At 55.6% G+C, this 22,378-nt stretch carries 20 protein-coding genes; 10 read left to right on the top strand and 10 right to left on the bottom strand.

The genetic code is table 11. From position 1 onward, the window contains the following. Positions 1–19 precede the first annotated feature (19 nt). The 3 genes from Pla52o_RS18595 to Pla52o_RS18585 all read right to left on the bottom strand — a co-directional run bounded on the left by Pla52o_RS18595 (position 20) and on the right by Pla52o_RS18585 (position 3,407). Positions 20–1,309 (bottom strand): AI-2E family transporter, encoded by a 1,290-nt coding sequence (locus Pla52o_RS18595; protein ID WP_146596137.1) that lies wholly within the window; start codon positions 1,307–1,309, stop codon positions 20–22. Positions 1,310–1,608: 299 nt separating this feature from the next. After that, entirely contained in the window at positions 1,609–1,875 is a 267-nt protein-coding gene (locus Pla52o_RS18590; RefSeq protein WP_146596136.1) for a hypothetical protein, read from the bottom strand. A 95-nt stretch (positions 1,876–1,970) separates the two neighbouring features. After that, the gene (locus tag Pla52o_RS18585; protein WP_146596135.1) at positions 1,971–3,407 is read right to left on the bottom strand and encodes a YeiH family protein; all 1,437 of its coding nucleotides are present in this window, start codon (positions 3,405–3,407) and stop codon (positions 1,971–1,973) included. Between the two features lie 489 nt (positions 3,408–3,896). Between Pla52o_RS18585 and Pla52o_RS18580 the strand changes: the two genes are divergently transcribed. The 10 genes from Pla52o_RS18580 to Pla52o_RS18535 all read left to right on the top strand — a co-directional run bounded on the left by Pla52o_RS18580 (position 3,897) and on the right by Pla52o_RS18535 (position 17,114). Continuing rightward, complete coding sequence (locus Pla52o_RS18580; protein ID WP_231612466.1) at positions 3,897–5,747, top strand: chloride channel protein; 1,851 nt, start codon at positions 3,897–3,899, stop codon at positions 5,745–5,747. Then, complete coding sequence (locus tag Pla52o_RS18575; protein ID WP_197169355.1) at positions 5,740–6,828, top strand: SGNH/GDSL hydrolase family protein; 1,089 nt, start codon at positions 5,740–5,742, stop codon at positions 6,826–6,828. The genes Pla52o_RS18580 and Pla52o_RS18575 overlap by 8 nt, the downstream gene beginning before the upstream one ends. 26 nt (positions 6,829–6,854) lie before the next feature. Next, complete coding sequence (mog, locus tag Pla52o_RS18570) at positions 6,855–7,388, top strand: molybdopterin adenylyltransferase (protein ID WP_146596133.1); 534 nt, start codon at positions 6,855–6,857, stop codon at positions 7,386–7,388. 8 nt (positions 7,389–7,396) lie between these two features. After that, entirely contained in the window at positions 7,397–8,347 is a 951-nt protein-coding gene (gene truB / locus Pla52o_RS18565; RefSeq protein ID WP_261343357.1) for a tRNA pseudouridine(55) synthase TruB, read from the top strand. A gap of 256 nt (positions 8,348–8,603) precedes the next feature. Beyond that, positions 8,604–9,422, top strand: coding sequence for a hypothetical protein (locus Pla52o_RS18560; RefSeq protein ID WP_146596131.1), 819 nt, complete (start codon positions 8,604–8,606; stop codon positions 9,420–9,422). A 373-nt stretch (positions 9,423–9,795) separates the two neighbouring features. Beyond that, complete coding sequence (locus tag Pla52o_RS18555) at positions 9,796–10,875, top strand: MraY family glycosyltransferase (protein ID WP_146596328.1); 1,080 nt, start codon at positions 9,796–9,798, stop codon at positions 10,873–10,875. A gap of 122 nt (positions 10,876–10,997) precedes the next feature. Further along, positions 10,998–13,397: an O-antigen ligase family protein gene (locus tag Pla52o_RS18550; RefSeq protein WP_197169354.1), complete on the top strand. Its 2,400-nt coding sequence runs from the start codon at positions 10,998–11,000 to the stop codon at positions 13,395–13,397. A gap of 118 nt (positions 13,398–13,515) precedes the next feature. Beyond that, on the top strand, positions 13,516–14,784 hold the full coding sequence (locus Pla52o_RS18545; RefSeq protein WP_146596129.1) for a DUF1573 domain-containing protein: 1,269 nt from the start codon (positions 13,516–13,518) through the stop codon (positions 14,782–14,784). 57 nt (positions 14,785–14,841) lie between these two features. Then, complete coding sequence (locus Pla52o_RS18540; RefSeq protein WP_231612465.1) at positions 14,842–16,656, top strand: multiheme c-type cytochrome; 1,815 nt, start codon at positions 14,842–14,844, stop codon at positions 16,654–16,656. A 134-nt stretch (positions 16,657–16,790) separates the two neighbouring features. Then, positions 16,791–17,114 carry a co-chaperone GroES gene (locus tag Pla52o_RS18535; protein WP_146596127.1) on the top strand — a complete coding sequence of 108 codons (324 nt, stop codon included), beginning with the start codon at positions 16,791–16,793 and terminating at the stop codon, positions 17,112–17,114. Positions 17,115–17,369: 255 nt separating this feature from the next. Here the strand turns inward: Pla52o_RS18535 and bcp are convergent, their stop codons facing one another. The 7 genes from bcp to Pla52o_RS18500 all read right to left on the bottom strand — a co-directional run bounded on the left by bcp (position 17,370) and on the right by Pla52o_RS18500 (position 22,378). Continuing rightward, entirely contained in the window at positions 17,370–17,843 is a 474-nt protein-coding gene (gene bcp, locus Pla52o_RS18530; protein WP_146596126.1) for a thioredoxin-dependent thiol peroxidase, read from the bottom strand. Between the two features lie 119 nt (positions 17,844–17,962). After that, positions 17,963–18,145: a hypothetical protein gene (locus Pla52o_RS18525; RefSeq protein WP_146596125.1), complete on the bottom strand. Its 183-nt coding sequence runs from the start codon at positions 18,143–18,145 to the stop codon at positions 17,963–17,965. A gap of 145 nt (positions 18,146–18,290) precedes the next feature. Next, positions 18,291–18,884, bottom strand: coding sequence for a hypothetical protein (locus tag Pla52o_RS18520; protein ID WP_146596124.1), 594 nt, complete (start codon positions 18,882–18,884; stop codon positions 18,291–18,293). Beyond that, complete coding sequence (gene pilO / locus Pla52o_RS18515; protein ID WP_146596123.1) at positions 18,881–19,465, bottom strand: type 4a pilus biogenesis protein PilO; 585 nt, start codon at positions 19,463–19,465, stop codon at positions 18,881–18,883. The genes Pla52o_RS18520 and pilO overlap by 4 nt, the downstream gene beginning before the upstream one ends. Positions 19,466–19,473: 8 nt before the next feature. Next, positions 19,474–20,031 (bottom strand): PilN domain-containing protein, encoded by a 558-nt coding sequence (locus tag Pla52o_RS18510; RefSeq protein WP_197169353.1) that lies wholly within the window; start codon positions 20,029–20,031, stop codon positions 19,474–19,476. Between the two features lie 29 nt (positions 20,032–20,060). Then, positions 20,061–21,152 carry a pilus assembly protein PilM gene (gene pilM, locus Pla52o_RS18505; protein ID WP_146596121.1) on the bottom strand — a complete coding sequence of 364 codons (1,092 nt, stop codon included), beginning with the start codon at positions 21,150–21,152 and terminating at the stop codon, positions 20,061–20,063. 14 nt (positions 21,153–21,166) lie between these two features. Next, complete coding sequence (locus Pla52o_RS18500; RefSeq protein ID WP_146596120.1) at positions 21,167–22,378, bottom strand: type II secretion system F family protein; 1,212 nt, start codon at positions 22,376–22,378, stop codon at positions 21,167–21,169.

Here is a 22,378-nt window from a genome sequence, read left to right as displayed (position 1 = left end):
TGGGCGATAAGCTGCCGAACTAAGAAAGGTCCAAACGGCCTGCCATCAGTTCCGCAATTGGCTTTCCTGCTTTGCTCTGTTGCAGCACAATCTTCAAGATTGAAACGATCGGTGTCGCCAGGAACATGCCGACGATGCCCCAGATCAAACCAAAGAAGATCAGACCTAGCAGTAATACAACGGGACTGACGTCAAACGATTTGCCCATCAAGCGTTGCTCAACCACATTGCCGCTGACGAACTGGATCGACGCAATCAGAATGAAACAAACGATCGCGGAGGTCGGTGAGATATCCGCACTAAGCACCAGAAACGGGACTGGCAAGGCGCAGCTAAGCAGCGGCCCGATGTTAGGGATGTAATTCAGTAGAAACGCCATGAAGCCAAACACGACGGCCAGCGGGACGCCAAACAGCCACAATACGAACCCGAAGGCAAGGCCGGTCAGTAGCGACAAGACCGTTTTCATCAACAAATACTTACGCACTTGTTCTTCGATTTCGCCTCGCAAACCAAGCCGCTGATCTCGCCCCCGATTCATGTCCGCAGCGGGCGAGGTACTGGTTTCCAGCAGCAAGAAAAAGACAAAAATCAGTACTAACGCCGCATAAGAAATCAAATTCGGCAGCCCGCTGGCGATCTCGATCATGTAGCGTTGGACATACTTGGACGAATCGGCAATCAACCTTTGCAACGCTGCCGAAGGGTCTCTTGCGACCGTGACCGTGACCGGCAATTCTTCGTGGGAACGCGCTTCACTGGAAAGCTCGTCACGGCTCAAGCTCTCAGCAGCAACCATGCCTGTGTCTGCTCCGCTGTCGGAGACGCTCCCGTGGCGATCGCTCGGGGTGTCGCGATTCACCGGCAGGTCCATGGCATCGGGCGTCACCGCTTTATCCCACGCATCCACCGCGGCGGTGGCTCGTCCGTGGTCCATTGCGGCTTCGCCGCGTCGGTCGGGTGGCGCGTCTGCGGACTTTGGGTCCGGCAAGTGGTCCACGAGCCAAGTTGCGATCTTGTTCAAGCGGTGTTCATAGGCGGCGGAGTTCGTCGACAAATCCACGATCGAGACCCAAGTCAAAATCGCGAACGCGGCGAGCAAGCAGCCACCGATGGCAAACGTGACGACAAAGGCAAAGAACCGATGAAGCCGCAATTTACGTTCGATGAATTCGAGCACCGGACGACAACCAATCACAATGAATGCTGCGATTACAAACGGAAGCAAAACCGTTTTTAAGTAGGCTAGGCTGAAGCCGACTGCGATCGTCGCCAGGATGACTAGGCAAATGGTTTGTGTTCGATGCATTCTTTTTTTGCAATGGTTCTACGAAACGCTCATGACGGCGTCTCCCTTTTCGGCGCCATGAACAATCTAGCAGGAAAAGCCAGGGGCGTTCACGCTGCGGACTACCCCATCGTATTCGGCCGGGCTTTCGCCCCAGGCTAAGTGCGATTGTGCCTCCGGAACTTCAAAAAAACGCAACTTCAAAACTTTCGCGTCGGGTTGTGATGGGATTTTCATAATCTGACGCGTAAGCACGAAACCACCTTGGACGACCGCGTGCACGGGGGCCTTGAAAACGTTGCGTTAGCGCCGGCGATTCATTAACGCGGACGTTTCGCGGGGACGGCCTCCTCGCTGGGCCGACGAAGCAGGTGGTCTTTGTACGTCATGTGCTCAACGTCGGTGTAGAACAACGCTGTCGGATTGATCCCCCAACGCTCGTTGCGATCGATCATCGGTTTCAAGTATGCCGTGGTCCCTGCCCACGGCAATACGACGCACCAAAGTACGACAAGCAAAACCACGGCAGCCAATAAGCGAAGGCGACCGCCATTGGGACTCGGTGGTGTGGCGGTGTTATCGTTCATGATTCCTTGGCAATTCCTTGGCATCTCTTCGGTGCCACCTCCTCGTGCTCCCGCGATTGCCTGAGGAACGAGGGGCGGCCAACCGCGACGCGACATTACTGGGCAAGAATGGCTTCGATCGATTCTCGGAAGATCACTCCGAACATCAAGTACGCCATTGCGAGCGTCAACACTAAGTTCAGCGTTTGCCCGCAGAGGTAAAGAATCAAGGGTTTGCCACCTTTGATCTGAGGCAACAGGTCCGCAAAACGGGTATCGAGCCCAATGCTGACGAAGGCGAGGCAGAAGAACCAGTTACGCAGTCCCTTGGTGGCTTGCTTGGTGGTTGCGTGGATAATCTCTTCGCCGTTGACGAGGACTTGATTTAGCAGGGTGAAGACCACCGACGCGATCAAGAAGCCGATGACGAAGCGAGGGAAGCGACGCCAAATTTCACCGATGCCTGGCGATTTGCCTTCGCTTTGAGGTTCGACGCGGGCGACCCAGTAGACCGAGATGCCCAGCGATGCGACGCCGATCAAGATGTTTTGGATCATCTTGACCGTCACCGCGATCTTTTCGGCATCTTCGCCAAGCGCTTTCCCGGCCGCTGTCACCGCACCGGTGGAATCGACCGTTCCCCCGATCCAGGCACCGCCGACGATGGGGTCGAGCCCAATCCATTGAATGGCAAACGGCATCACGATCATCATCACGACGGTGAACAGCAGCGACATGCTAATCGCGAGCGACAATTCCTCTTTCTTGGCTTTGCAGCTTGCCGACGCCGCGATGGCCGCCGAAACACCGCACACCGACATGTCGGCACTGATCACCATGTTCAAGGTTTTTGATTCCATTTTCAAAACGCGTTGACCGAACCAAAATGTCGTGATCAACACCACGGGAGTTACGATCCAGGCAACAAAAATGCCGGGGATGCCGAGCGCCAATAGGCGGTCAAATAGAATCTCACCACCGAGCACAACGAGTCCGGTTTTGATGAACAACTCCGTCGCGACGGCCGGACGGACCCAACGAGGCACTCCGATCGTGTTGCTAATGATCAAACCGATGACGATCGCCCAGAGCGCCGAGGAGAGATTCAGGTGCTTGACCGTGGTTTGCCCTTCCATCGCGTAGGCCAACGTGCCCAAGGCAAAAATACATGGAAATGCGATGGCGAATTGGCCGATTTTTCGGCCGGTCAAGCCTGCGGCCAGCGTAAATGCGACCCAACAAGCCAGCAGCGATCCGAGGATCGCATACCCCTTGCCCGAGAACGCATCGCGGGGATCAGATTGCCACGAACCCGGCTTGCCGAGCCATTTCCCCCAGGGGTGAGTGAGCCCCTTTCCAGCGAGCTCCGATTCAGTGAGTCCGAACGAGATGCAGATTACCGCAGCGGCTAACAGCGTCAAACCGAGGAAAACTGCTACCCAGTCTTCGCGGCGATACCAGGGCATCGGGACGGACGTTCCGGGGGGATTGGGGCCGCCAGGCAGATCCGATTCGTGGGACGACGATGGGACGGCAGAGGTTGAATTGTTCATCGGCGGACTTCAAGAAAATGCAGGCAAGAGGAAGGGGGGGAGGGAAGTGGCGATGTGGATTGGGGGCCAGGGGTGATTGGAGGCTAGGCGGCCGGTTTGCGGGCGAGGCGGATCGTTGGGGGCTCGTTGGGGCAAGGTTCGCCGGTGCTGCATCGTTTTACAAAAATGGCAGATTTCGGCTACCGGACTTTCGCTCCGGAACAACGGCGACGGTTCGGGGAGAACCATCGAACAAACGCGGCCAATCCGCGGCGATCATTGCTGCCAACGAATGGGAACTGCCAACACAGGATAGCCGATTTTCGTTGGCGGGTCTTGGGCGCCCGCGACGCGGCAGCGGGCGGGCGAGCGGGCGAAATGACCGCTCACGCTAAAAGGCTCCTTTCGTCGAATTGGCTCATCGCTCATAGTGGCAGGTCGCGTCGTCGATCTCGCTTGATCTCGCTGCGTGCCAACGATTCGTCTCCTCTCATAGTCAGCTCTGTTTCGGTGAAATTTCCCGCTCGGCCCTTTCGCGCCTTGAAACTCAATGCATCAGGCCGCTGGTCCTTGCTCGCCTTATTTGTGGGGCTTGTCGTTGGCCTCGCTTCGATCGCGTTTGAATGGATGACGCAAGCGGTGCGGCGTTATACGCTCGTTCAATTCGCCGGTTATCCGCAGGAAGGTTCGGTCGGCGAGCACTACTTCTTTGAGGTTCCCGGTACCGTCTTTTCACCGTGGATGGTGGTTTCGGTCATGACCTTGGGCGGTTTGATTTCGGGGATGCTCGTGTACTGGTTCGCCCCCGAAGCGAGTGGCGCGGGGACGGACGCGGCTGTCGATGCGTTTCACAACCGTAAAGGACAAATCAATTGGCGCGTGCCATGGGTCAAAACGATCGCCTCGGCGGTCACCTTGGGGACGGGGGGTTCGGGAGGTCGTGAAGGTCCCATTGCTCAAATCGGTGCCGGCATCGGAGCTTGGACGGCCGACCGTTTAAGTCTGTCCGCGACCGATCGCCGAATCTTGCTGGCCGCGGGCGTCGGAGCGGGAGTCGGAGCGATGTTCCGCGCTCCGTTGGCCGGAGCGATTTTTGCCGCCGAGATTTTGTACAGCGATTCGGATATGGAAGCGGATGTGATCGTGCCCAGCGCGATCGCTTCGATCGTGGCTTATAGTGTTTACACGCAATCGATCCCTGCGGAAGTTCGCTTCCAACCGATCTTCGGAAACGACTTGGCCCACACGCTTCACTCGCCCGCGGAATTGTTGCCCTACACGTTGCTGGCGATTGTGCTGTTGTTTTTGGCCGCATTTTATGTGCGTTTCTTTCATGCCACGCAAAAACTGTTTGAATCGCTTCCGGTTCGCCCTCACCTACGTCCCGCCATCGGCGCCATGCTGGCCGGATTGTTCGGCATCGGTTTGTTTGTTTACAGCGGTCATAACTCCGAAGTCTTGGGCGTTTTGGGAACCGGCTACCGAAGCTTGCAAAACGCCTTGACCGGAGGCAGCGGGATCACGATCGGGGTCTTGGCGATCATCGCGTTTGGTAAAATGTTGACGACCTCGTTATCGATTGGCTCGGGCGGATCGGGAGGCGTGTTTGGGCCCTTGATGGTGATCGGCGGTTGCGCGGGCGCGGCGTTCGGCCAAGCCGGGCACAGTTTGTTTCCCGAGTGGGTCCCCTATCCCGCCGCGTTTGCCGTCGTCGGCATGGCGGGCTTTTTCTCAGGGGTGGCGCGAGCCCCAATCTCGACGATCATCCTGATCCGCGAACTGACCGGCGATTTTGGTCTGCTGGTGCCTACCATGTTGGTCTGCGCGATGACGTTTGTCTTTTCGTCAAAGTGGATTCTGTACACGCACCAAGTGGGTTCGCGGTTGGAGTCGCCCGCTCACCGCGGTGATTTCCTGGTCGATGTACTGGAGGGACTCGCGGTCAAGGACGTCTTTCATTCGGGCCAACGTTTGGTCATGATCCACGAGGGAGCCTCGCTCGACCAAATCGTTCACCGCTTGGCCGAAACCAATCAGCATTATTTTCCCGTGATCGATTCGCAGGATGCGATGGTGGGTTTGTTTTCCGCTGATGACGTGCGCGCTTACTTGTACGACGAAACATTATGGCGGCTAGCCAATGCCCGCGATGTCATGATTAGTAACTTCTATCGTGTTTCGCCCGATGACGACTTGAATGTTGCGATGCAACAGTTTACGACATTGAACGTGGACGAATTGCCCGTCATTGACCCTGAAAACCCCACCAAGTTGCTCGGATTCCTGGGGCGTAAAGAAACCATCGCCGCCTACAATCGCAGGATTTTGGAGCACCGACGCGAGACCGAGCAACATGGCTGAGCCCCGATCGAGCCGAAAACGGCTTTTTGTGCTGTTGACGCTTGCGTTGGCAACGTGCCTCGGCGTGGCCGGCTACATCGAGTTCTATCTCTCGCGTCCGATCGGCGAAGGACCTGCGGGGGCACCCGTCAATGCTGTGGTATTTCGTCAAACGTGGAGCGAAGAACCGATTCAAGTGATTGGGATCGGCGACAGTATCACGGCGGGATTGGGGGCAACGTCGCCGGATTACAGCTTTTTTAATCGAATCATTGCCAACCCGAGCGATGAGTTCGCGGAGATGCAGGGAGTTTGCCTCTCGGCCGTGTTGCCGAATCTCAAGGTCAAGAATTGCGCGATCTCAGGCTCGGAATCCAAAACGCATCTCGATGTCATTCAAGATCGCATTCCAACCTACGAGGATGCTCGTGGCATCGTCTTGATGACCTCCGGCGGAAACGACTTGATTCACAACTACGGTCGCAGTCCGGCTCGTGAGTGCGCCATGTACTCGGCTACGTTAGCGCAAGCCGAGCCGTGGATCGCAAACTTTCGCACCCGTTTGGAAACGATGTTCCAAGAGATCGATGCACGCTTCCCGCTCGGCTGCGAAATTTTTATTGCCGATATTTATGACCCTACCGATGCGGTCGGTGACGCTCCGAGTATCTTTTTGCCCGCTTGGCCGGATGGCTTGGCGATTCATGCCCAATACAACCAAGTCATCCGCGACGTCGCGTCGCAGCGTGACAATGTCCACGTCGTTGATCTGTACACGACGTTTCTCGGCCATGGTTCGCATTGTCGCCAATTTTGGCGGCCGCATTACGACCGTCGCGATCCCCACTATTGGTTTTTCAGCAACGTTGAAGATCCGAATGACCGCGGTTACGATGCGATCCGCCGAGTGTTCTTGAATACGATTGTCTCAACTTCGGTGCTGGTTCCACAACAAATGACCGCTGATCAAACCCGAGCGGGGGCGGAGATCGCATCCTCGTTTGCCGGCTCCGCTTCGCCGAGCGGTGCATTGGGGACCTTCACGGCGTCGGATCGTCAAGGCGGGGACGAGCAGGTCGCGCATCGTCTTTTTTACCCCTGAATCAATTGCTCTAAGGAAGCTTCGCTTTGGAATCGATACGTATTGGCATCCTGACGGTTTCGGATCGGGCGAGTCGCGGTGAATACGAAGACCGTGGCGGCCCGGCGATTCATGATTACTTGGCCGAGATCCTTGCTTGCCAATGGACGCCGGTGCCTCGGATCGTCTCGGATGACGTCGCGGGGATCCAAGACGCGTTGGTTCAATTGTGTGATCGGGAGCGTTGCTCGTTGGTGGTGACGACCGGCGGCACGGGCCCCGCGAAGCGTGACGTCACTCCCGAAGCCACTGAGCGGGTTTGCGAAAAAATGATGCCGGGTTTCGGTGAACTGATGCGCAAAGTGTCGCTCGAACACGTGCCGACGGCGATCTTGTCACGGCAAACGGCTGGCATTCGCGGTTCCAGCTTGATCGTCAATTTGCCCGGTAAACCGTCGGCGATTGCCGAGTGCTTGGACGCTGTGTTTCCGGCAATCCCTTATTGTATTGATTTGATCGACGGTCCTCGGATCGAAACTAAAACGGAGCGTTTAGTCGCGTTTCGGCCCCAAGGAAAGTAAACGACCTCGTGTTTGGATTCATTAATTGCTTGAAGCCCTCCGGGATGACTTCACGTGATGTTGTCAACGTTGCATCGCGTCGCGTGCGTCCTCACAAGGTAGGTCACTCGGGCACTCTCGATCCATTGGCCGAAGGGGTTTTGGTACTCGGAGTGGGACGCGCATCGCGGTTGACCTCGTTTGTGCAAGATTATCCCAAGCAATACCTAGCGTCATTCCGATTCGGCGCCGAGAGTGAATCGGGAGACCTTGAGCAACCGCTCCGTTTGTATCCCGATGACCCTCGGCCCACGCTCGAAACGCTGGTGGCGGCGGCGACCGCGTTGACCGGCGAGGTCAAGCAAGTGCCGTCGGCCTATTCGGCCATCTGGATTGATGGAAAACGAGCCTGTGACCGAATACGCAATGGAGAGCAGGTGGATGTGCCTTCGCGTACGGTACAAGTTCACGCCTTCAAAATCCTGCGTTACGATTACCCCCAGATTGATGTCGAAATCACGTGTGGTTCGGGGACGTATGTCCGCTCGCTCGGTGTCGATTTGGCGGCGGTCGTGGGAGCTCATGCGGTGATGACGCACCTCGTCCGTACGCGTGTGGGCCCGTTTCGCATCGCCGACGCGATCACGCTCGATCAAGTCAAAAATGAAGAGCTCGAGCCGTTGTTGCATCCCGCGCGGTTAGGTGTCGAGCATCTGCCACAGTTGCCGGTGGACTTTGACGAAGCAACGCGATTGATCAATGGGTTGAACGTGTTTGGCGTCGCGGAGTATGCGCCAATCGATCCGTTGTCGGGCGAACGTGGTCCCACGGCGACGTACAATCCCACCGACGAAAAAGTGGCTGCCGCAATCCGGTCCGACGGAAGATTGATTGCGATTGTTCGCGGAAAGACCAAGGACTACGACCCTTCGTGGTATCCCGAACGTGTCTTCCCGCTGCAACCCAGGGTGTTGTCTTAGGATCGATCCGAAAATCCTTAGCGGATGGCGTTTGCCGCAGTTTTCGGGAAAGCTGCTGTATTCGGGAAAGAGGGGGGAGAGCGACGGGAGTCGATAAGCGTGTTGACCACGCTGGGAGCGAAGATGGCCGGGAGCGAAGATGGCCGGGAGCGAAGATGGCCGGGAGCGAAGATAGCCGGGAGCGAAGATGGCGTGATGAGCCTCGATCGGGTTAAATGAAGGGACGCCGCGACTCCAATTTCAATTGAGAAATTTCATGGCACTGAGACTCATCACCGCATTCCTATTGGCGATCCCGTTCGCGGGGATCGCAGTCCGCTGGTGCGCCGCAGCGGATTCACTGTATCGGGTAACGAACCCTCCGGATCCGGTCTCGACGCTGATCGAGCAATTGGACTCGGATCAATTCGGACGCCGTGAACGGGCGACGCTCCAGCTTCGCTCGCTCGGAAAACGAGCGATCGCAGGCCTCGCCCAGGCAACGCATAGCGAGAGTCGCGAAGTCAGCGAGCGGGCCTTTCGTGTTTTTGAGCAACATTTAAACGGCTCCGATACTTATATGGAGCTTGAAGCTCGGGCGACGCTGGAAACCCTTGCTCAAAGCGATTCCCAACGCGTCTCCAAGCAAGCGACAACGTTACTCGAGCCATCCGACGAACTTACACCAGGTCAACCGCCGCTTGCCATCGCAGCTGCGTTGGGAATGGCCCAAATGCCGCGTGGCGGTGGCGTTCGGCGGCCAGTTCGAATTCAATTGCGAGCCGCTAACGGCGCCGCTCGCTTGGGCAGAACGGTGAAGATCACGGTGGTCAACGGAACCAAGTCGGTCGAAGTGATTGAAAACAACAAGTCGATCAAGGTCGAGGGCAAAGCCGATGGCCGTATCGAGGTGACGCAAACCATCGCAGGCAAACCGGGACCGACCAAGGCATATAAAAATCTCGACGAATTGAAAACGCAGAACCCAGAAGCCCATAAGTGGTTTTCACAGGGCCACGCGATGCAGTTGAATCGGGTGCCGGCGGCGGTTCCGCAGCCCAAGCCTCCGTTAGAAAAGGACGAAGATCGAGATTAGTGCTTTGCCAGGATTGAAAATTCGAGTGGGACGTAGCGGAAGTCGTCAAGACGTTCGTTGCACTTGTCGAACGATGCGAAGCCCCACGCGTGTTCCGCTGCCCTAAAATCAAATCGAGATGAAGTACTAACAGCGATAGCCCACGCCCATCGCGGTAAACTGTCCGCGCGAGACGACCCACCACGCTGCGATCTGCAGTCCAGTGTCGTTAGGGGGCAATCCTTCTCCGCCGGGGCTACGAATCGAAGCTTCGCAATGTTTTAATACTCTAAATTAATGTCGCTCCAATAATCTTCTTGATAGGGTTCCTTCGTTGTTCGATCTTTCACAGTGGCTCGGATGGTTGATCGCTGTGACGGTCGTCCCCCCTTTCATGATCTCGATGCTCTCGATCTATCCGGTGCGCTGGTTTGCCGTGGCATTGGGGTTGGTTGCGCGTCCGGGTGGACACAGCACCCATACGAATGTCACACCGCTGGGCGGTGGAATCGGAATTTGGTGTGGCATCGTGGGCACATTTGCCCTGGGGACGATCGCAGTGGCAATGGTGCGAGATAGCGCCGATTGGCAAACGCTGCTGCCGGCTCAGGTGATTCCGCACTTGGAAGGTATCTGGTCACGCGTCGCTCCGTTGTGGTGGCTGTTGGCGGCCGGAACGGTGTTGACCGTCTTGGGCGTGATTGACGATCGGGGAGGTGTGAATCCTTGGCTGAGATTGCTCGTCGAATTTGCGGTGGCAAGTTTTGTTGTTTATGGATTGGATTTTGGTTTGACCGCGTTCATCGGGATCGCTTGGTTAACGAAGATTTTGTCGGTGATTTGGATTGTCGGTCTGATCAATTCATTCAACATGCTGGACAACATGGATGGACTCAGTGGTGGCGTCGCCGCCATCATTGCAACCTCGATGGCGATCGTGATGTTGACAACGATCGATCCAGGCACCTCGCAACCGCAATTGTTTGTTGCTGCGTTGTTGTTAGTGGTATGCGGTTCCTTGCTCGGTTTTTTGTGGCACAATCGACCGCCCGCCAAAATTTTCATGGGTGATGGAGGCAGCTATTTGATCGGGTTTTTGATTGCCGTTGCGATGTTGATGGCGACGTTCGCTTCGAATGACGTGGCTCGACCGCATGCGATGTTTGCACCGCTTTGCGTGATGGCGGTTCCTTTGTATGACATGACGACGGTGTTGTGGATCCGAATTCGCCAGGGGCGAAGCCCGTTCGTGGGTGACCGCAGCCACTTTTCACACCGCTTGGTGGAATTGGGATTGAGTCGGACTCAGGCGGTGTTGACGATTTATCTTGTAACCGCCACGTGCGGTTTGGCCTCGATCTTGTTGACGCATGTTGAATTGCCGCAAGCGATCATGGTGATCGGTATTGTGGGGTGCATGTTGTTGCTTGTGATTATCTTGGAATCGACTCAGTGGCAAAGCGACAAAAAATAGAGCGTTCCAGCGAGCGGAATCGGGGTCGGTCGACGGCTTCTGCGGATCCCAGAGCGTCGCTTCAGCGTGGTTCTCAGGCTGTGCCCGCAGCATCGATGAAGCCCGCGCGCTCGAAGACGCCCGTGCGATCGACGCTGTTCGGCGGCATTGCGGCCACAGTGTTGGCGGGCGTTTTGGTTTATGCGCAGTATCACCCCAGCGATAGCGTTGCGGTCGAGCGTGGGGACGCGCTTTGGTTTTGCGTGTTCTGTTTGCTCGTGTTGATCGTCACTGCGTTTGCGGAGCGACTCGGAGCACGAGACCCCAAGCAAAACGCATCGTCGTCGCGTTTGTCGCTCGTTTTGGATCTAGTGCCGTGGTTGCTCGGTGGATGGATCATGATTGCCGCGTTCGGACGCAGCAACATCGGGAATTTGCGGTTGGGGACCAACGAAGCTTGGGTCTGGATTAGCGCGGCGGCTATTTTTTATGCAGCACGACGCTTGTTCGCTCATTCGATGTGGGTGCGTGCCAGCGTGACGTTGTTGCTGGGCTGCGCGATCGCTCAAGGCGTGCATGGACTGCATCAATATTTTATCAGTCTTCCCCAGATGCGAATCGCGTATCAGGTGAACCCCGAACAAATGCTGCAATTGGCTGGCATCGATGCGCCGCCGGGATCATCCGAGCGAATGGTTTTCGAAAATCGCTTGCGTGATGGCGGCCCCACCGGCACGTTTGCCTTGGCCAATTCGTTGGCGGGGGTGCTCGTGATGGGAGGGATGATTGCCTTGGCGGGGTTGTGGTTCCGATGGTCCTCGATGTCGGTAGCACAACGCGTCGGCTGGATTGGATTGACCGCTACGTTGCTCGCTTCCTTGATCGCGACCGGTAGCCGCTCCGCAATTGTGGCAGGCTTTTTGGGGGCAGCGTTTTTGTTGTTGTCTTCGGTCGATTTGGGGCGTCACCGACGAACGGTGATCGGAGCGTTGATGGCGATTGGATTGCTCGGGGGAGGCGTGTTGGGGGGAGTCTTGACGTGGGGTAACCGCGAGTGGTTCGAACAGGCTCCGGCGTCATTGGCGTTTCGGTTGCAGTATTGGCGGTCGACGATCGCCATGGTCAAGGAGATGCCGCTCTTCGGTGCCGGGCCCGGCAACTACCAAATGATTTACGAGCAATTTCGTGAGCCGAGTGCGAATGAGCAAATCGCCGAGCCACATAACTTCTTTTTTGAAACATTGGCCAGTGGTGGATGGATTGCGGCGGCATTATTGGTCGTGCTTTCGGGGGCGGTGGGAGTGTGTTGGGTTCGTCAGCGCCGGTTGCTGGCGGAGAACGAGCCGAGCGAAAATCTCCAGGCCCCAGAAATCAATGATGGCGTCCACGCCACCGACGGTTCCCCACGCGAACGTGGGGGCAATGCCGGATGGTTCGTTTGGTTCGGAGCAGGGCTGAGTTTTTTACTGGTTTGGGCGATCGGTTTCCTGAGCTGGAGCATCCCTGATCTGGAGGCCAATTTGTTCAGCATTCCGTTGTCTGTCGCGGCGATGGTGTTGGCGTGGAGCAGTCTCAGCGGGATGAATGACCGTGAACTTCACTGGCTTGGGGCTGCGGCATTGGTGGCAATGATGATTCATCTGACGATCGCCGGCGGTTGGACGGTGCCTGGGGTGGCCATCGGAGTTTGGTTGATCAGCGCGGTGATTTGTCGCAAAGTTGCAGTGCGAGAGCGTGAAACGCTGAAACCGGGATTCGAGACGCGTGTGCAGGGCGATCTCGATCGCGAGCCAAGTTCCGCTGGGCAAATCTCTGGCAACGAAAATCGCTCCGGCGACGAGAATCGATCCACGAAATGGAACGCCGTGATGCCGGTGTTGGCGGTGGTTTTGCTGGGGGGAATTGTGCTGGTTTCAATTTTGCCGGTCTCGCGACAACAAGGGTTGCTGAGTGCGATTGGGAACACGCGGGGGAGAGCGGATTTTGCTTCGCTGGACCGCTTGCTCGGCCAAGCGATGGCGGCGGATCCTTGGTCGACCGAAGCCGCGCGTTGGCGGACAGATGTGTATCGCTGGCAAATTGTGCGAGCGGCCGAGGACAACGCGAATCCCGAAAACGCGGCACTCCGCGAAACTTGGCATGCCCTGGTCGAGCAGACCAAGCGGCGTGGCGGAGAGGATCCCAGTCTTTATCGTGAATTGGGTACCGGGCAACTCCACGTTTATCAGCGGTTCGGGCAGCCCAATGATTTGCAGGATGCTTTGCAAACGTTTACCGAGGCGGCGCGCTGGAGCCCGTCGAATCAGTGGATGGCAGCTCAATTGGCCGAAGTGGCAAAGGCCGCTGGGGATGCAGAATTGGCGACGACGATGGCGAAGCGGGCGGAATGGCTCGCCGGACTTGGATTTAATATGGGGCGAATGCTGGACAATCAAATGATTCTTGAGGCTCGTCCGCTTGGAATCCGAGTTGCGACTGAGCCGCAGCGGCGCCCCGCTAGCGAGTTGTTGATGAACCAATCGCCGCTAACGGACGTACCGTAGGGCGATTCCTTGTTATTGGGAGATGCTGGGCTGTCGCCGCTGATGGGCCGGCATCCGGATGACCGTCAATGGTCGGTCTCGTCTCTTTTTCCCTCGAATGAACTAGAACGGTCGAGTTATGAGCAGATTTTGGGTGCTGTTAGCATTCGTGGCAGTCGCTGGTTCGGCAGCCGGATGGGGGATCAACTACACGGAATTTGGCCATCGCCCCGCTCGGATGGGAGAAATGATTTATGGCGGCGAAGTCACCGGCCAAAATATCAGTGACTTTTATGCGCAAGCCAAGCAAACCAAGAATCCGATCGTCGAATTGCCGGGGGGCGACACCTTTGACTTCGGCACCATGGCACCTGAAGAGAAGGGCCGTCATACGTTTGTGATCAAGAATGTTGGCGAAGGGGATCTCAGGCTCCGGTTGGGAGCGACGACGTGTAAGTGCACGCTCGGAACGTTGGATAACGACGTTCTAAAGACTGGAGAACAGACCGAGGTCCGTATGGAGTGGAATGTGAAGACGGACCAAAAAACCTTTGGTCAATCCGCACAACTGCTTACCAACGATCCCCGGCACTATGCGATCGACCTGAAAATCGAGGGTCGGGTGGTTAACGAATTGGAAATGATTCCCGATGCATTGACGTTCGGAAACATTTCGTCCGATCAGGAGGCGACCGTGACGGCGAAGCTTTATAGCTACTTAGATCGGCCAATCGAGAATCCGACGTTCACATTTAGTAGTGACGAACTCAACGAGTTTACCGATGTGAAAATCGAGCCGTTTGATCTGTCCGAGGCCGATGGCGCCAGTTCCAGTGCCAAGCAAGGATTCGATATCGAAATTACGATCAAGCCGGGGATGAAACAAGGCGCGGTCTCTCAGAATGCCACGTTCAGCTTCACGCGACCGCAATCCGACAGTGATTCCGACGACACCACAGGCGATGACAAGGATGGTAACGAGGAACGTCGCTCTCTCGTGGTTCCGATCACCGGCAAGGTCGTAGGATCAATCACGATGATCCCGAATCCCAAGTTGACTGGATCGAAAGGTGGAAGCTACATCTACGATTTTGGAGAAGTTCCCCCCGAAGGTCCCTTTACGGCGAAAACCTTTGTTGTGCTAAAGGGCTCCGATCGTGACAATAGGAAGCTCAGTATTGAAAGTGTGGAACCGGAGGGAGTGATCGAGGCAAGCTTTGGCGAAAACCTCGTTCGATCCTCAATGACGTTGTGTCCGCTGGAGATCAAATTGATTCCGGGACCGCAGCGGATTCAGCGATTGGGACGCAACAAAGAGGATTACGCCAGAATTCAGATTGTTTCGGACAATGGTGAATCCGTTGATCAACTCGTCATCGGTGTCAAATTTTCAATGGAACCAAAATAAACCCTTCGTTGCATTACAGATTTGGGTCGTATGAAGAATCACGTAAGGAAGCCTGCTTTGCCCGATCCGTCCGGTTTTTCAACCGCCCCACGCGACGCGAAGCAGAGACAAACCATGGATCGGGACGGTCGCCCGGCAAAACCAAGCCTACGTTCGGTTGGGCTTGGCATTGGTGCGGTGACCTTGATGGCGTTCTTGGCTGGGACGATTGATGCCCAAGCACCCCGTAGCAACTCGCCGATCAAGATCGAAATCATTCCCACGCCCGATGGCGTCCGTGCGGTTTCTGGAACGAGCCCTAGCAAGGGTGATTCCATGAAAAATGGCGGCAAGACGCAAAACCAAGCTGGGACCTTGCCTGGGAAGGCCGCCGCAGCGCCTGCTAAACCTGAGCCCGCCAAACCCGAGGGGGTGGGAGCGAACGCAGCACAGGCGGGAGGCGAGCCCAACAAAAATCAAGGCCCGGAAAACTCACTGGGGCCCGAAGATTACCGCAAATGGAAGGTTCCCGATCTCACCTTGGTGCTTTCGGGTAACCAACATGGTTACATCGAGCCGTGTGGCTGTACCGGACTGGCGAATCAAAAAGGGGGCGTCGCTCGTCGCTATACATTCATCGAACAGTTGAAAAAAGAAGGTTGGACGTTGGCGCCGTTGGATGCGGGCAACCAAGTGCGACGCTTTGGTATCCAAGCCGAAATCAAGCTGCAACGAACCGCCGAAGCGCTGCGCCGAATGAACTACCAATCGGTCGGCTTCGGCCCCGAAGATGTGCGTTTGGGAGTGGGCGAGTTACTCTCGGTCGCCAATCCACCGAGTGATTCGGTCGACGACATTTTGTACGTTTCGGCAAATGTCGTTTTACTGGATGAACCGTCTTTTATGGCGCAACAAAAAGTGTTCGAGAAGGGCGGGATGAAGGTCGGCGTGACCACGATCTTGGATCCGGCGTCGGTCGAAGGGGAGCTTTCTGCGGATGTCGCCGTCAACCCAATGGTCCCCGCTGCGAAAGCGGCTTTAGAAATCATCAATCAAGCGTCGCCCGAATTTCGAGTGTTGACGTTTTATGGTGAAGAGGCTGCGGCGCAACAATTGGTTCGCGACGTCCAAGGCTTCGACATCGTTGTCGTTGCGGGCGGCTACGGCGAACCCACGTATCAAGCGCAAACGATCGAAGGAACGAAAACGCGTATGCTGGTGACGGGCAACAAGGGCATGTACGTAGGGCTCGTCGGGTTGTACCGAAACGCGCCGATGAAGTACTGCCGAGTTCCGTTGACGGATGAATTTGAAGACGCCAAAGAAATGCGAAGTCTGATGGCGGAGTACCAAAATCAACTGCGGGATCTTGGCCTCGAAGGACTCGGCCTGCGTCCGATTCCGACCTCGACGCGACGCAGTTTTGTCGGCAGTAAAAAATGTGGTGAGTGCCACACGACCGCCTACGACATCTGGGAAAACTCGCCGCATTTTGACGCGACCGAATCACTCGTCCATCCTGGAGAGCGGAGTGACGTGCCGCGTCATTTCGATCCCGAATGCTTGAGTTGTCATGTCACGGGATGGAATCCTCAGAACTACTATCCCTACACGTCGGGTTACTTGTCGCTCGAGGGTACCCCTCATTTGACGGGCAACGGCTGTGAAAACTGTCATGGTCCCGGTGCGGAGCATTCGGCGGCCGAGGCGGCTGGAGCGACGATCGGCGAAAAGGAGCGGGATTTGCTTCGTGATGCGATGAAATTGCCCCTGGCCAAAGCCAAGGAAAAGTGCATGGAATGTCACGACCTAGACAATAGCCCTGATTTCCATCTCGATGACGCCTTCGAAGACGAATATTGGCCTCAAATCGAACATGAAGGAAAAGACTAGGCCAGCCCGCAACCGCTTAGCAGCGATTAATACGCTGGCTAAATCGTCTGCCGCCTCGACGGATCCTTGCGGAGAGGTGAAAATAAGCCGGATTAACCAATCCGTTCACACCATGTCTTTAGTTTAGGATCGTAATGGCGAAGAAGAACTCGACTGCAACATTCGAGTACGTTGAACCAATCGGAGATCGTGTTTTAGTTCGCAAAGACGAGCCGAAGCGGGAAACCCGCGGCGGTATCGCGTTGCCGGATGCAGCAGAGATCCCCACAATCACGGGCCGAATCGTGACGATCAGCGCCGTGGTGGAAAACGACGAAGAATTGCCGTTACGCCAGTACGACAAAATCTTGTTCCATCCCAAGAATATGATCCCTGTTGATTTGGAACACGACAATCAATTGTTTGTGATTCCGGTCGAAGACGTGGTCGCGGTGTTCCGCAAGAAGACGCCAGAATAATCGGCTGGGGTTGCGCCCCGGCGTTCGCCCCGGTTGGGTGCGAGAGCTGGGTCTAGATTCACCGGGTCTAGATTCACCGGGTCTAGATCTACTGGGGCTTGAGCCATTTGAGAAATGACGTGGGATTCAAGCCCTAGCTACGTTCACCCAGAACGGGGGCCACCATCGTGCGACGCTCGCTACATCAAAATTAACCATGTGCTAACACGATGGCGCACGATAGTGCGCCAACGGTGTCAGTGCCTGCGTTTTGCTTTAGGCAAGCTGATTGACCGCCTCGATGACTTGCGCATCATGGCCATCGACTTTCACGCGTTTCCATAATTTTGCCACCTTACCGTTGGCATCGATCAAGTAGGTGGAGCGTTGAATGCCCATCGACTTTTTCCCGTACATATTTTTCTCACGCCAAGCACCATATTTCTCTGACATTGCGTGATCCTCGTCGACGAGAAGCGGAAAGGGCAGCGAATATTTTTCGCGGAACTTCACGTGGCTTTCTGCGGTATCGGTGCTGATACCGAACAATTCCACACCCAATTGCTTCAACGTGCTGTATTGATCACGAAAGTTGCATGCTTCCTTCGTACAGCCCGGCGTGTCATCGCGAGGATAGAAATACAGCACGACGATTTTGCCTTTCAAGTCCGCGAGTTTGACCTTGTTACCCGCGTCATCTTTGAGCGTAAATGCGGGTGCCTTGGTTCCGGGTTCGATCCAATCAGCCATTCTTGAGTTGCTCCGTGTGCGGTTCATCGTGGGAAACGGATGCACAGAATAATGGGTTTTGCAAGTTGTTCCCAGACTGCTGAATTCCTAGCAAGGGGCAGCCGAAATACACGACAAACTCAATGATTTGGCAGTCCAGGCTGGAGAGCAAGCGGCGAATTCATTTGCGTCCATGTCGCACGGCTTTTCGCACCGGCGATTCTCGCCGCAGATGTAAAGCCCGTTGGACGCGGTGTACCACGCGGTACCGTACCGAGCACTTCGGCCGGATCGAGCATGGTGCTGCTAGCGATACGGGGCATCGCCACTCCGCCCCCGCAGCGATGTGCTATCGGAAGTTCGAAGCCGAGCACCAGTCGGAGGCAAGAAAAAACGGCGTAGCAACGAGGGCGGCAGAGAAGTCCCCCAATGAGCATTGGAGTTGATCCAGCGTGGATGCCGGAACGACTAGTCGGCCGACATGGCGACTTCGATGATGACGTGGTCGGCTGTGATCTCGACCACTCGCCCCTCGCTCAAGACGTCCCCGACACGCACAAGCCGTGAATCAATCACCGCGACCCGCTCGGTTGCATTTTCGTAAATGATGTCGACTTTATCATGCGGGACAAACTCGGGCGTTACTTGCTGTTCTTCTTTGTGCGTTAACTCGAGTGCTGTCACCTCAGCGATTGCCGTGGTTTCTTCGGGCGTTGGTTCCTGATTTTCTTCGGGCTTTGCCGCTGGGATTTTTGGGGTAGCAGTCTTCACGACCGTGGGTTGCGGAGCGGAGACAAGAATCGTTTCGAATGGATTGGCTGCCAAAACGGTCGCTAAGTTATATTCCGGCCAACGAGCTCGGGGATGTTCGCTGTCGGACGTTTCTTTGTTCGCTGCCGATGGGCTCAGCCGTGCTGAGCTACGCGATGTTGGTATATCAAGCTCGGAGCTCGATTCCTCCGGCCAAAACACGACAAAGCCTAGGATCCCGATCAAAAACGAGATCAACACCATTTTTTGTGGACTAAGACTTGATGTCGACAAGAATGTGCTGCGACTCATTTCTTTTTCCTCGGGTTTGTGAGGTCCTGATTCAAGGCAAACAGCAATCGCAATTGACACTCCGCTGAAAAGTCTTGGTCGTCATTGCGAGGTGCCGTCACATTCAATTGGGCAATGCGATAGCTGCGTTGCAATTGGGGAAGCCCGTCAAGGAATCGACAAAGTGCGGAATAGGATCCTTCACCGACAAAGCGAACTTCCATCTCTTTGTGTAACGGTTGCACGACGACTGCGCCTGGCCGAAAATCACGAATCCGGAACTGCGTCGACTTTGCGAGTTCGGATAACTCGCTCAAGAAATCAATCTCACCCGCTTGGGCGGGAATCATGGTTTTGAATTGCGTTGCTCGCGTCTCGGCAAGCTGAACACGGTGGACGCCGTCCAGATGCTGTGCATGGATGCGTTCGCCATTGTTTAATAGCGAGATTGCATCGGATCGTGCGGTATGAGTGTCTAGCAACTTCGCGTGGACATCCTGGCGGAGAATGAGCAAGAAGCAGACGATCGCGACGACGCCGACGACGCCGATGCCGTGCAACACTAAATTGGTCGATCGGTTCGTTTGAAAAATATCATTCATGATTCAATTTACTCTGCGAACTTGCACTCCACTTGGAATTGACGACCGGTCAAATTCTCTCGTTGGTACTGAAGAGAGGATTTCAGTTCGACCTGACTAAAAACATTTGATTCACGCAAAGATTGAACAAAGTTTGCCAATCCGAAGTCTCCATCTGCGATCCCTTGAAGCGAGACGCTCGAGAGCATCGCGTGGGAGGGTTCAGTCGGTGGTTTTTGTGTTGCCACACGATTTACGGTTGACGCAAGACTCATTCGTTCAATCTGGACTTTGTATTGCGGCGACTTGGCTGCGTTACCCAAAATGGCCAATAAGGCGAGCGAACGGTCAGGTGCGGAAATCGTTTCCAACACTTCGACTTCGCGATGCAATGTTTTGAGGCGTTTTTCAATGTCCGATGTCTGCAACTGCAAACTCGCTAAGGGCCGGACGCGTTGCCGATAGCTATCGAGTTGTACTTGGCATTGTTTGAGGGACCGATAATTGGCTGACATGACAAGCAAGCCTGCAATCAACATCGCCGCCCAAATCAATGCCCATTGCCGCAGTCGCCTACGGATGAGCATCTTGATGACTAGCTTTTGCGGCAGCAAGTTTATGAACATGTGCGTTGCTCCCAGCGCAGGACCGAGAGTGCGGCGGCGACACCATAGCGGGCATCATCCGTGGCGAATTGCGGGGTCGAGGAAGGCAAACGCCAATTTCGGGTGGGTAGCCCTAAGTGTTGACTGAGGTAGGACGACAGATTTCGGATCGATGCCCCGCCTCCGAACAAGATCAACTCCGCCGGTTTTTCACGATGAACCGGTTGAGCAACAAAGTCGAGGGTTCGCTTCAGTTCTTGCACGAGTAACATCATCGGTTGCTCTAACAACTGTGCGGGGCCCGAATTCATCGCCCGCCCGCCATGTTCGCCCGAGCCAACGGCATAGCGGATCAGCAATTGCATCGCTTGCTCGTGCGAAAGATTCAGAGCGTCCTTCAGCGGTTGTAGCAATGCACAAAGCCCACCACCTCGCAGCACACGGGTGTACAACGGCTGTCCCCTGGCGATCAATACAAACGTAAATTCGCCATCGCCAAGATCCAAGGCGGCCACGGGCGAATCATGATCGTCATTGGCCATCGTCACGGCACGCGCTAGCGCACAGGGGAGCCCATCGAGTACTTGGCATTCGTAACCCGCCTGTAGCAAGTCTTTGGCGACGCCCGTGGCCACGCTCGTCGGCATGCTGAGCGTGGTCACATGGGCCGCTTCGTCGGTTGCTTCATGGGTGTTCCAGAAATCAAAGACACAGTCTGATTCGGCGTTGCTCGCCTCCGCTGCTAATTCCTCGTTAACCATGTCGCGCATCTCTTCCGCCGAAGCAGCGGGTAATTCAATCGAACGCAAGGTATGGAACGACATTGAGAGCGCAGCGGCACATTCGGATCGCGAGAACAGTTCACGCAATTCGGCTAGCCCTAACGGTTTTCCTGCCAACGCGTTGGGCATGTCCACGTTGCTTGCCAGCAAGTTTTCAGGACGCGTCACCGTCCATCGATTACCGAAATGAAACTGGTCGCCCACACGTTCGACTTGAGCAAGTTTGATCGACCGGCTACCAATATCGATCCCAATCCAGCCCCGCGAAGTAGCGGCAAACGGAGTCATCGCCCGCTGACGTAATTTTGTTAATACAGACATATCAGGCCCCCGAGTTATTGTGGCATCGACGAAACGTCTAGTAGTGGAAGGATCACAGAGAACGCGACCCCGGCGACGACCACACCGAGAAACACAATCACGACGGGTTCGAGCAACTTGACCACGTCTCGAAGTTGGCGTTCGCCTTGATCTTCGAAGTACTCTCCAACCATCTTTAGGACGTCCCCGAGCTTTCCGGTTTTCTCTGCGGTGGCGACCATATGCGCCGCCCCGGAAGGCAGAAAGGAAGACGAGAGCAATGTGGGGCCTAAACCTTCTCCACGTAGGACTTCGGATTCCAATCGTTCGTACATGGACCGAAACAGACTATTACCCGATGCGGACCGACATAGGCGAATACTATCGACCAGCGGCACGCCGCTACTAAGCATGGTGCCCAGTAATCGAAAGGTGCGTCCGGTGGATAGTGAACGCGTTGCTTTCTTGGCAAAGGTGAAATTGAGCGAAGCGTAATCCCATGCATTGCGTACGAATTCGGCGTTCCGCAATGAGTAGGTGACCGCGGCGAGAGCAATCAACAAACCACCGAGCAGAAAGAAGTTTCCTCGCACGAATTCGCCTGTGCTGAGCATGATCTGTGTGAACGGTGGCGGTGCTTTTTCGAGATCGGCAAAGACTTTGGCGAATTGTGGAAGGATGAAAAAGAACAATACGATCAGAACCACAACCGTGACGGCGCAAAGCACCAAGGGATACATCAGCGTGGAGATCACCGTTTGACGCATGCGCATATCGCTACGCAGCAGATTGGTCAATCGCTCCAATACCTCGGTAATCGCACCAGATTGCTCGCCTGCGGCAATCCCCGCGACAAACATTTCGTCGAAGACGTGGGGGTGCTTTCGTAGAGCGCTGGCGAAGGTCGAGCCTCCCTCGATATCTTCACTGACGCGATGCATGACGGTTTGCAACGCCGGATTAGGACATTGGGTGGCGACCGATTTTAGTGCCTCCGAAAGATCCACCCCGGATTGGCTCATGATCGTGATCTGCGACAGCATCATGACCACGTCGGACTTTTTGATGCGGTTCCGCAGCGAGAAGCCTGGTCGTTGTGCCGCAACGCCCTGGTCGACTCCGATTTGCAACAGGAACAATCCCTTTTGACGCAGCGCGGATCTCGCCTCGGCCAGCGAATTTGCTTCGATGTCGCCAGTCGTAATGTTGCCGTTTCGTTCTTTGGCTCGATAGGTGAATTTGATCAT

It is taken from the genome of Novipirellula galeiformis (assembly GCF_007860095.1).
Lineage (GTDB): Bacteria > Planctomycetota > Planctomycetia > Pirellulales > Pirellulaceae > Novipirellula > Novipirellula galeiformis.
This window is presented reverse-complemented; position numbering and strand designations above follow the sequence as displayed.

Excerpts from the sequence above, each read along its gene's own strand:
- Pla52o_RS18595 (WP_146596137.1), bottom strand. The coding sequence starts at position 1,309 with ATGCATCGAACACAAACCATTTGCCTAGTCATCCTGGCGACGATCGCA.
- Pla52o_RS18590 (WP_146596136.1), bottom strand. The coding sequence starts at position 1,875 with ATGAACGATAACACCGCCACACCACCGAGTCCCAATGGCGGTCGCCTT.
- Pla52o_RS18585 (WP_146596135.1), bottom strand. The coding sequence starts at position 3,407 with ATGAACAATTCAACCTCTGCCGTCCCATCGTCGTCCCACGAATCGGAT.
- Pla52o_RS18575 (WP_197169355.1), top strand. The coding sequence starts at position 5,740 with ATGGCTGAGCCCCGATCGAGCCGAAAACGGCTTTTTGTGCTGTTGACG.
- Pla52o_RS18560 (WP_146596131.1), top strand. The coding sequence starts at position 8,604 with ATGGCACTGAGACTCATCACCGCATTCCTATTGGCGATCCCGTTCGCG.
- Pla52o_RS18555 (WP_146596328.1), top strand. The coding sequence starts at position 9,796 with ATGATCTCGATGCTCTCGATCTATCCGGTGCGCTGGTTTGCCGTGGCA.
- Pla52o_RS18545 (WP_146596129.1), top strand. The coding sequence starts at position 13,516 with ATGAGCAGATTTTGGGTGCTGTTAGCATTCGTGGCAGTCGCTGGTTCG.
- Pla52o_RS18535 (WP_146596127.1), top strand. The coding sequence starts at position 16,791 with ATGGCGAAGAAGAACTCGACTGCAACATTCGAGTACGTTGAACCAATC.
- bcp (WP_146596126.1), bottom strand. The coding sequence starts at position 17,843 with ATGGCTGATTGGATCGAACCCGGAACCAAGGCACCCGCATTTACGCTC.
- Pla52o_RS18525 (WP_146596125.1), bottom strand. The coding sequence starts at position 18,145 with ATGCCCCGTATCGCTAGCAGCACCATGCTCGATCCGGCCGAAGTGCTC.
- Pla52o_RS18520 (WP_146596124.1), bottom strand. The coding sequence starts at position 18,884 with ATGAGTCGCAGCACATTCTTGTCGACATCAAGTCTTAGTCCACAAAAA.
- pilO (WP_146596123.1), bottom strand. The coding sequence starts at position 19,465 with ATGAATGATATTTTTCAAACGAACCGATCGACCAATTTAGTGTTGCAC.
- Pla52o_RS18510 (WP_197169353.1), bottom strand. The coding sequence starts at position 20,031 with ATGCTCATCCGTAGGCGACTGCGGCAATGGGCATTGATTTGGGCGGCG.
- pilM (WP_146596121.1), bottom strand. The coding sequence starts at position 21,152 with ATGTCTGTATTAACAAAATTACGTCAGCGGGCGATGACTCCGTTTGCC.
- Pla52o_RS18500 (WP_146596120.1), bottom strand. The coding sequence starts at position 22,378 with ATGATCAAATTCACCTATCGAGCCAAAGAACGAAACGGCAACATTACG.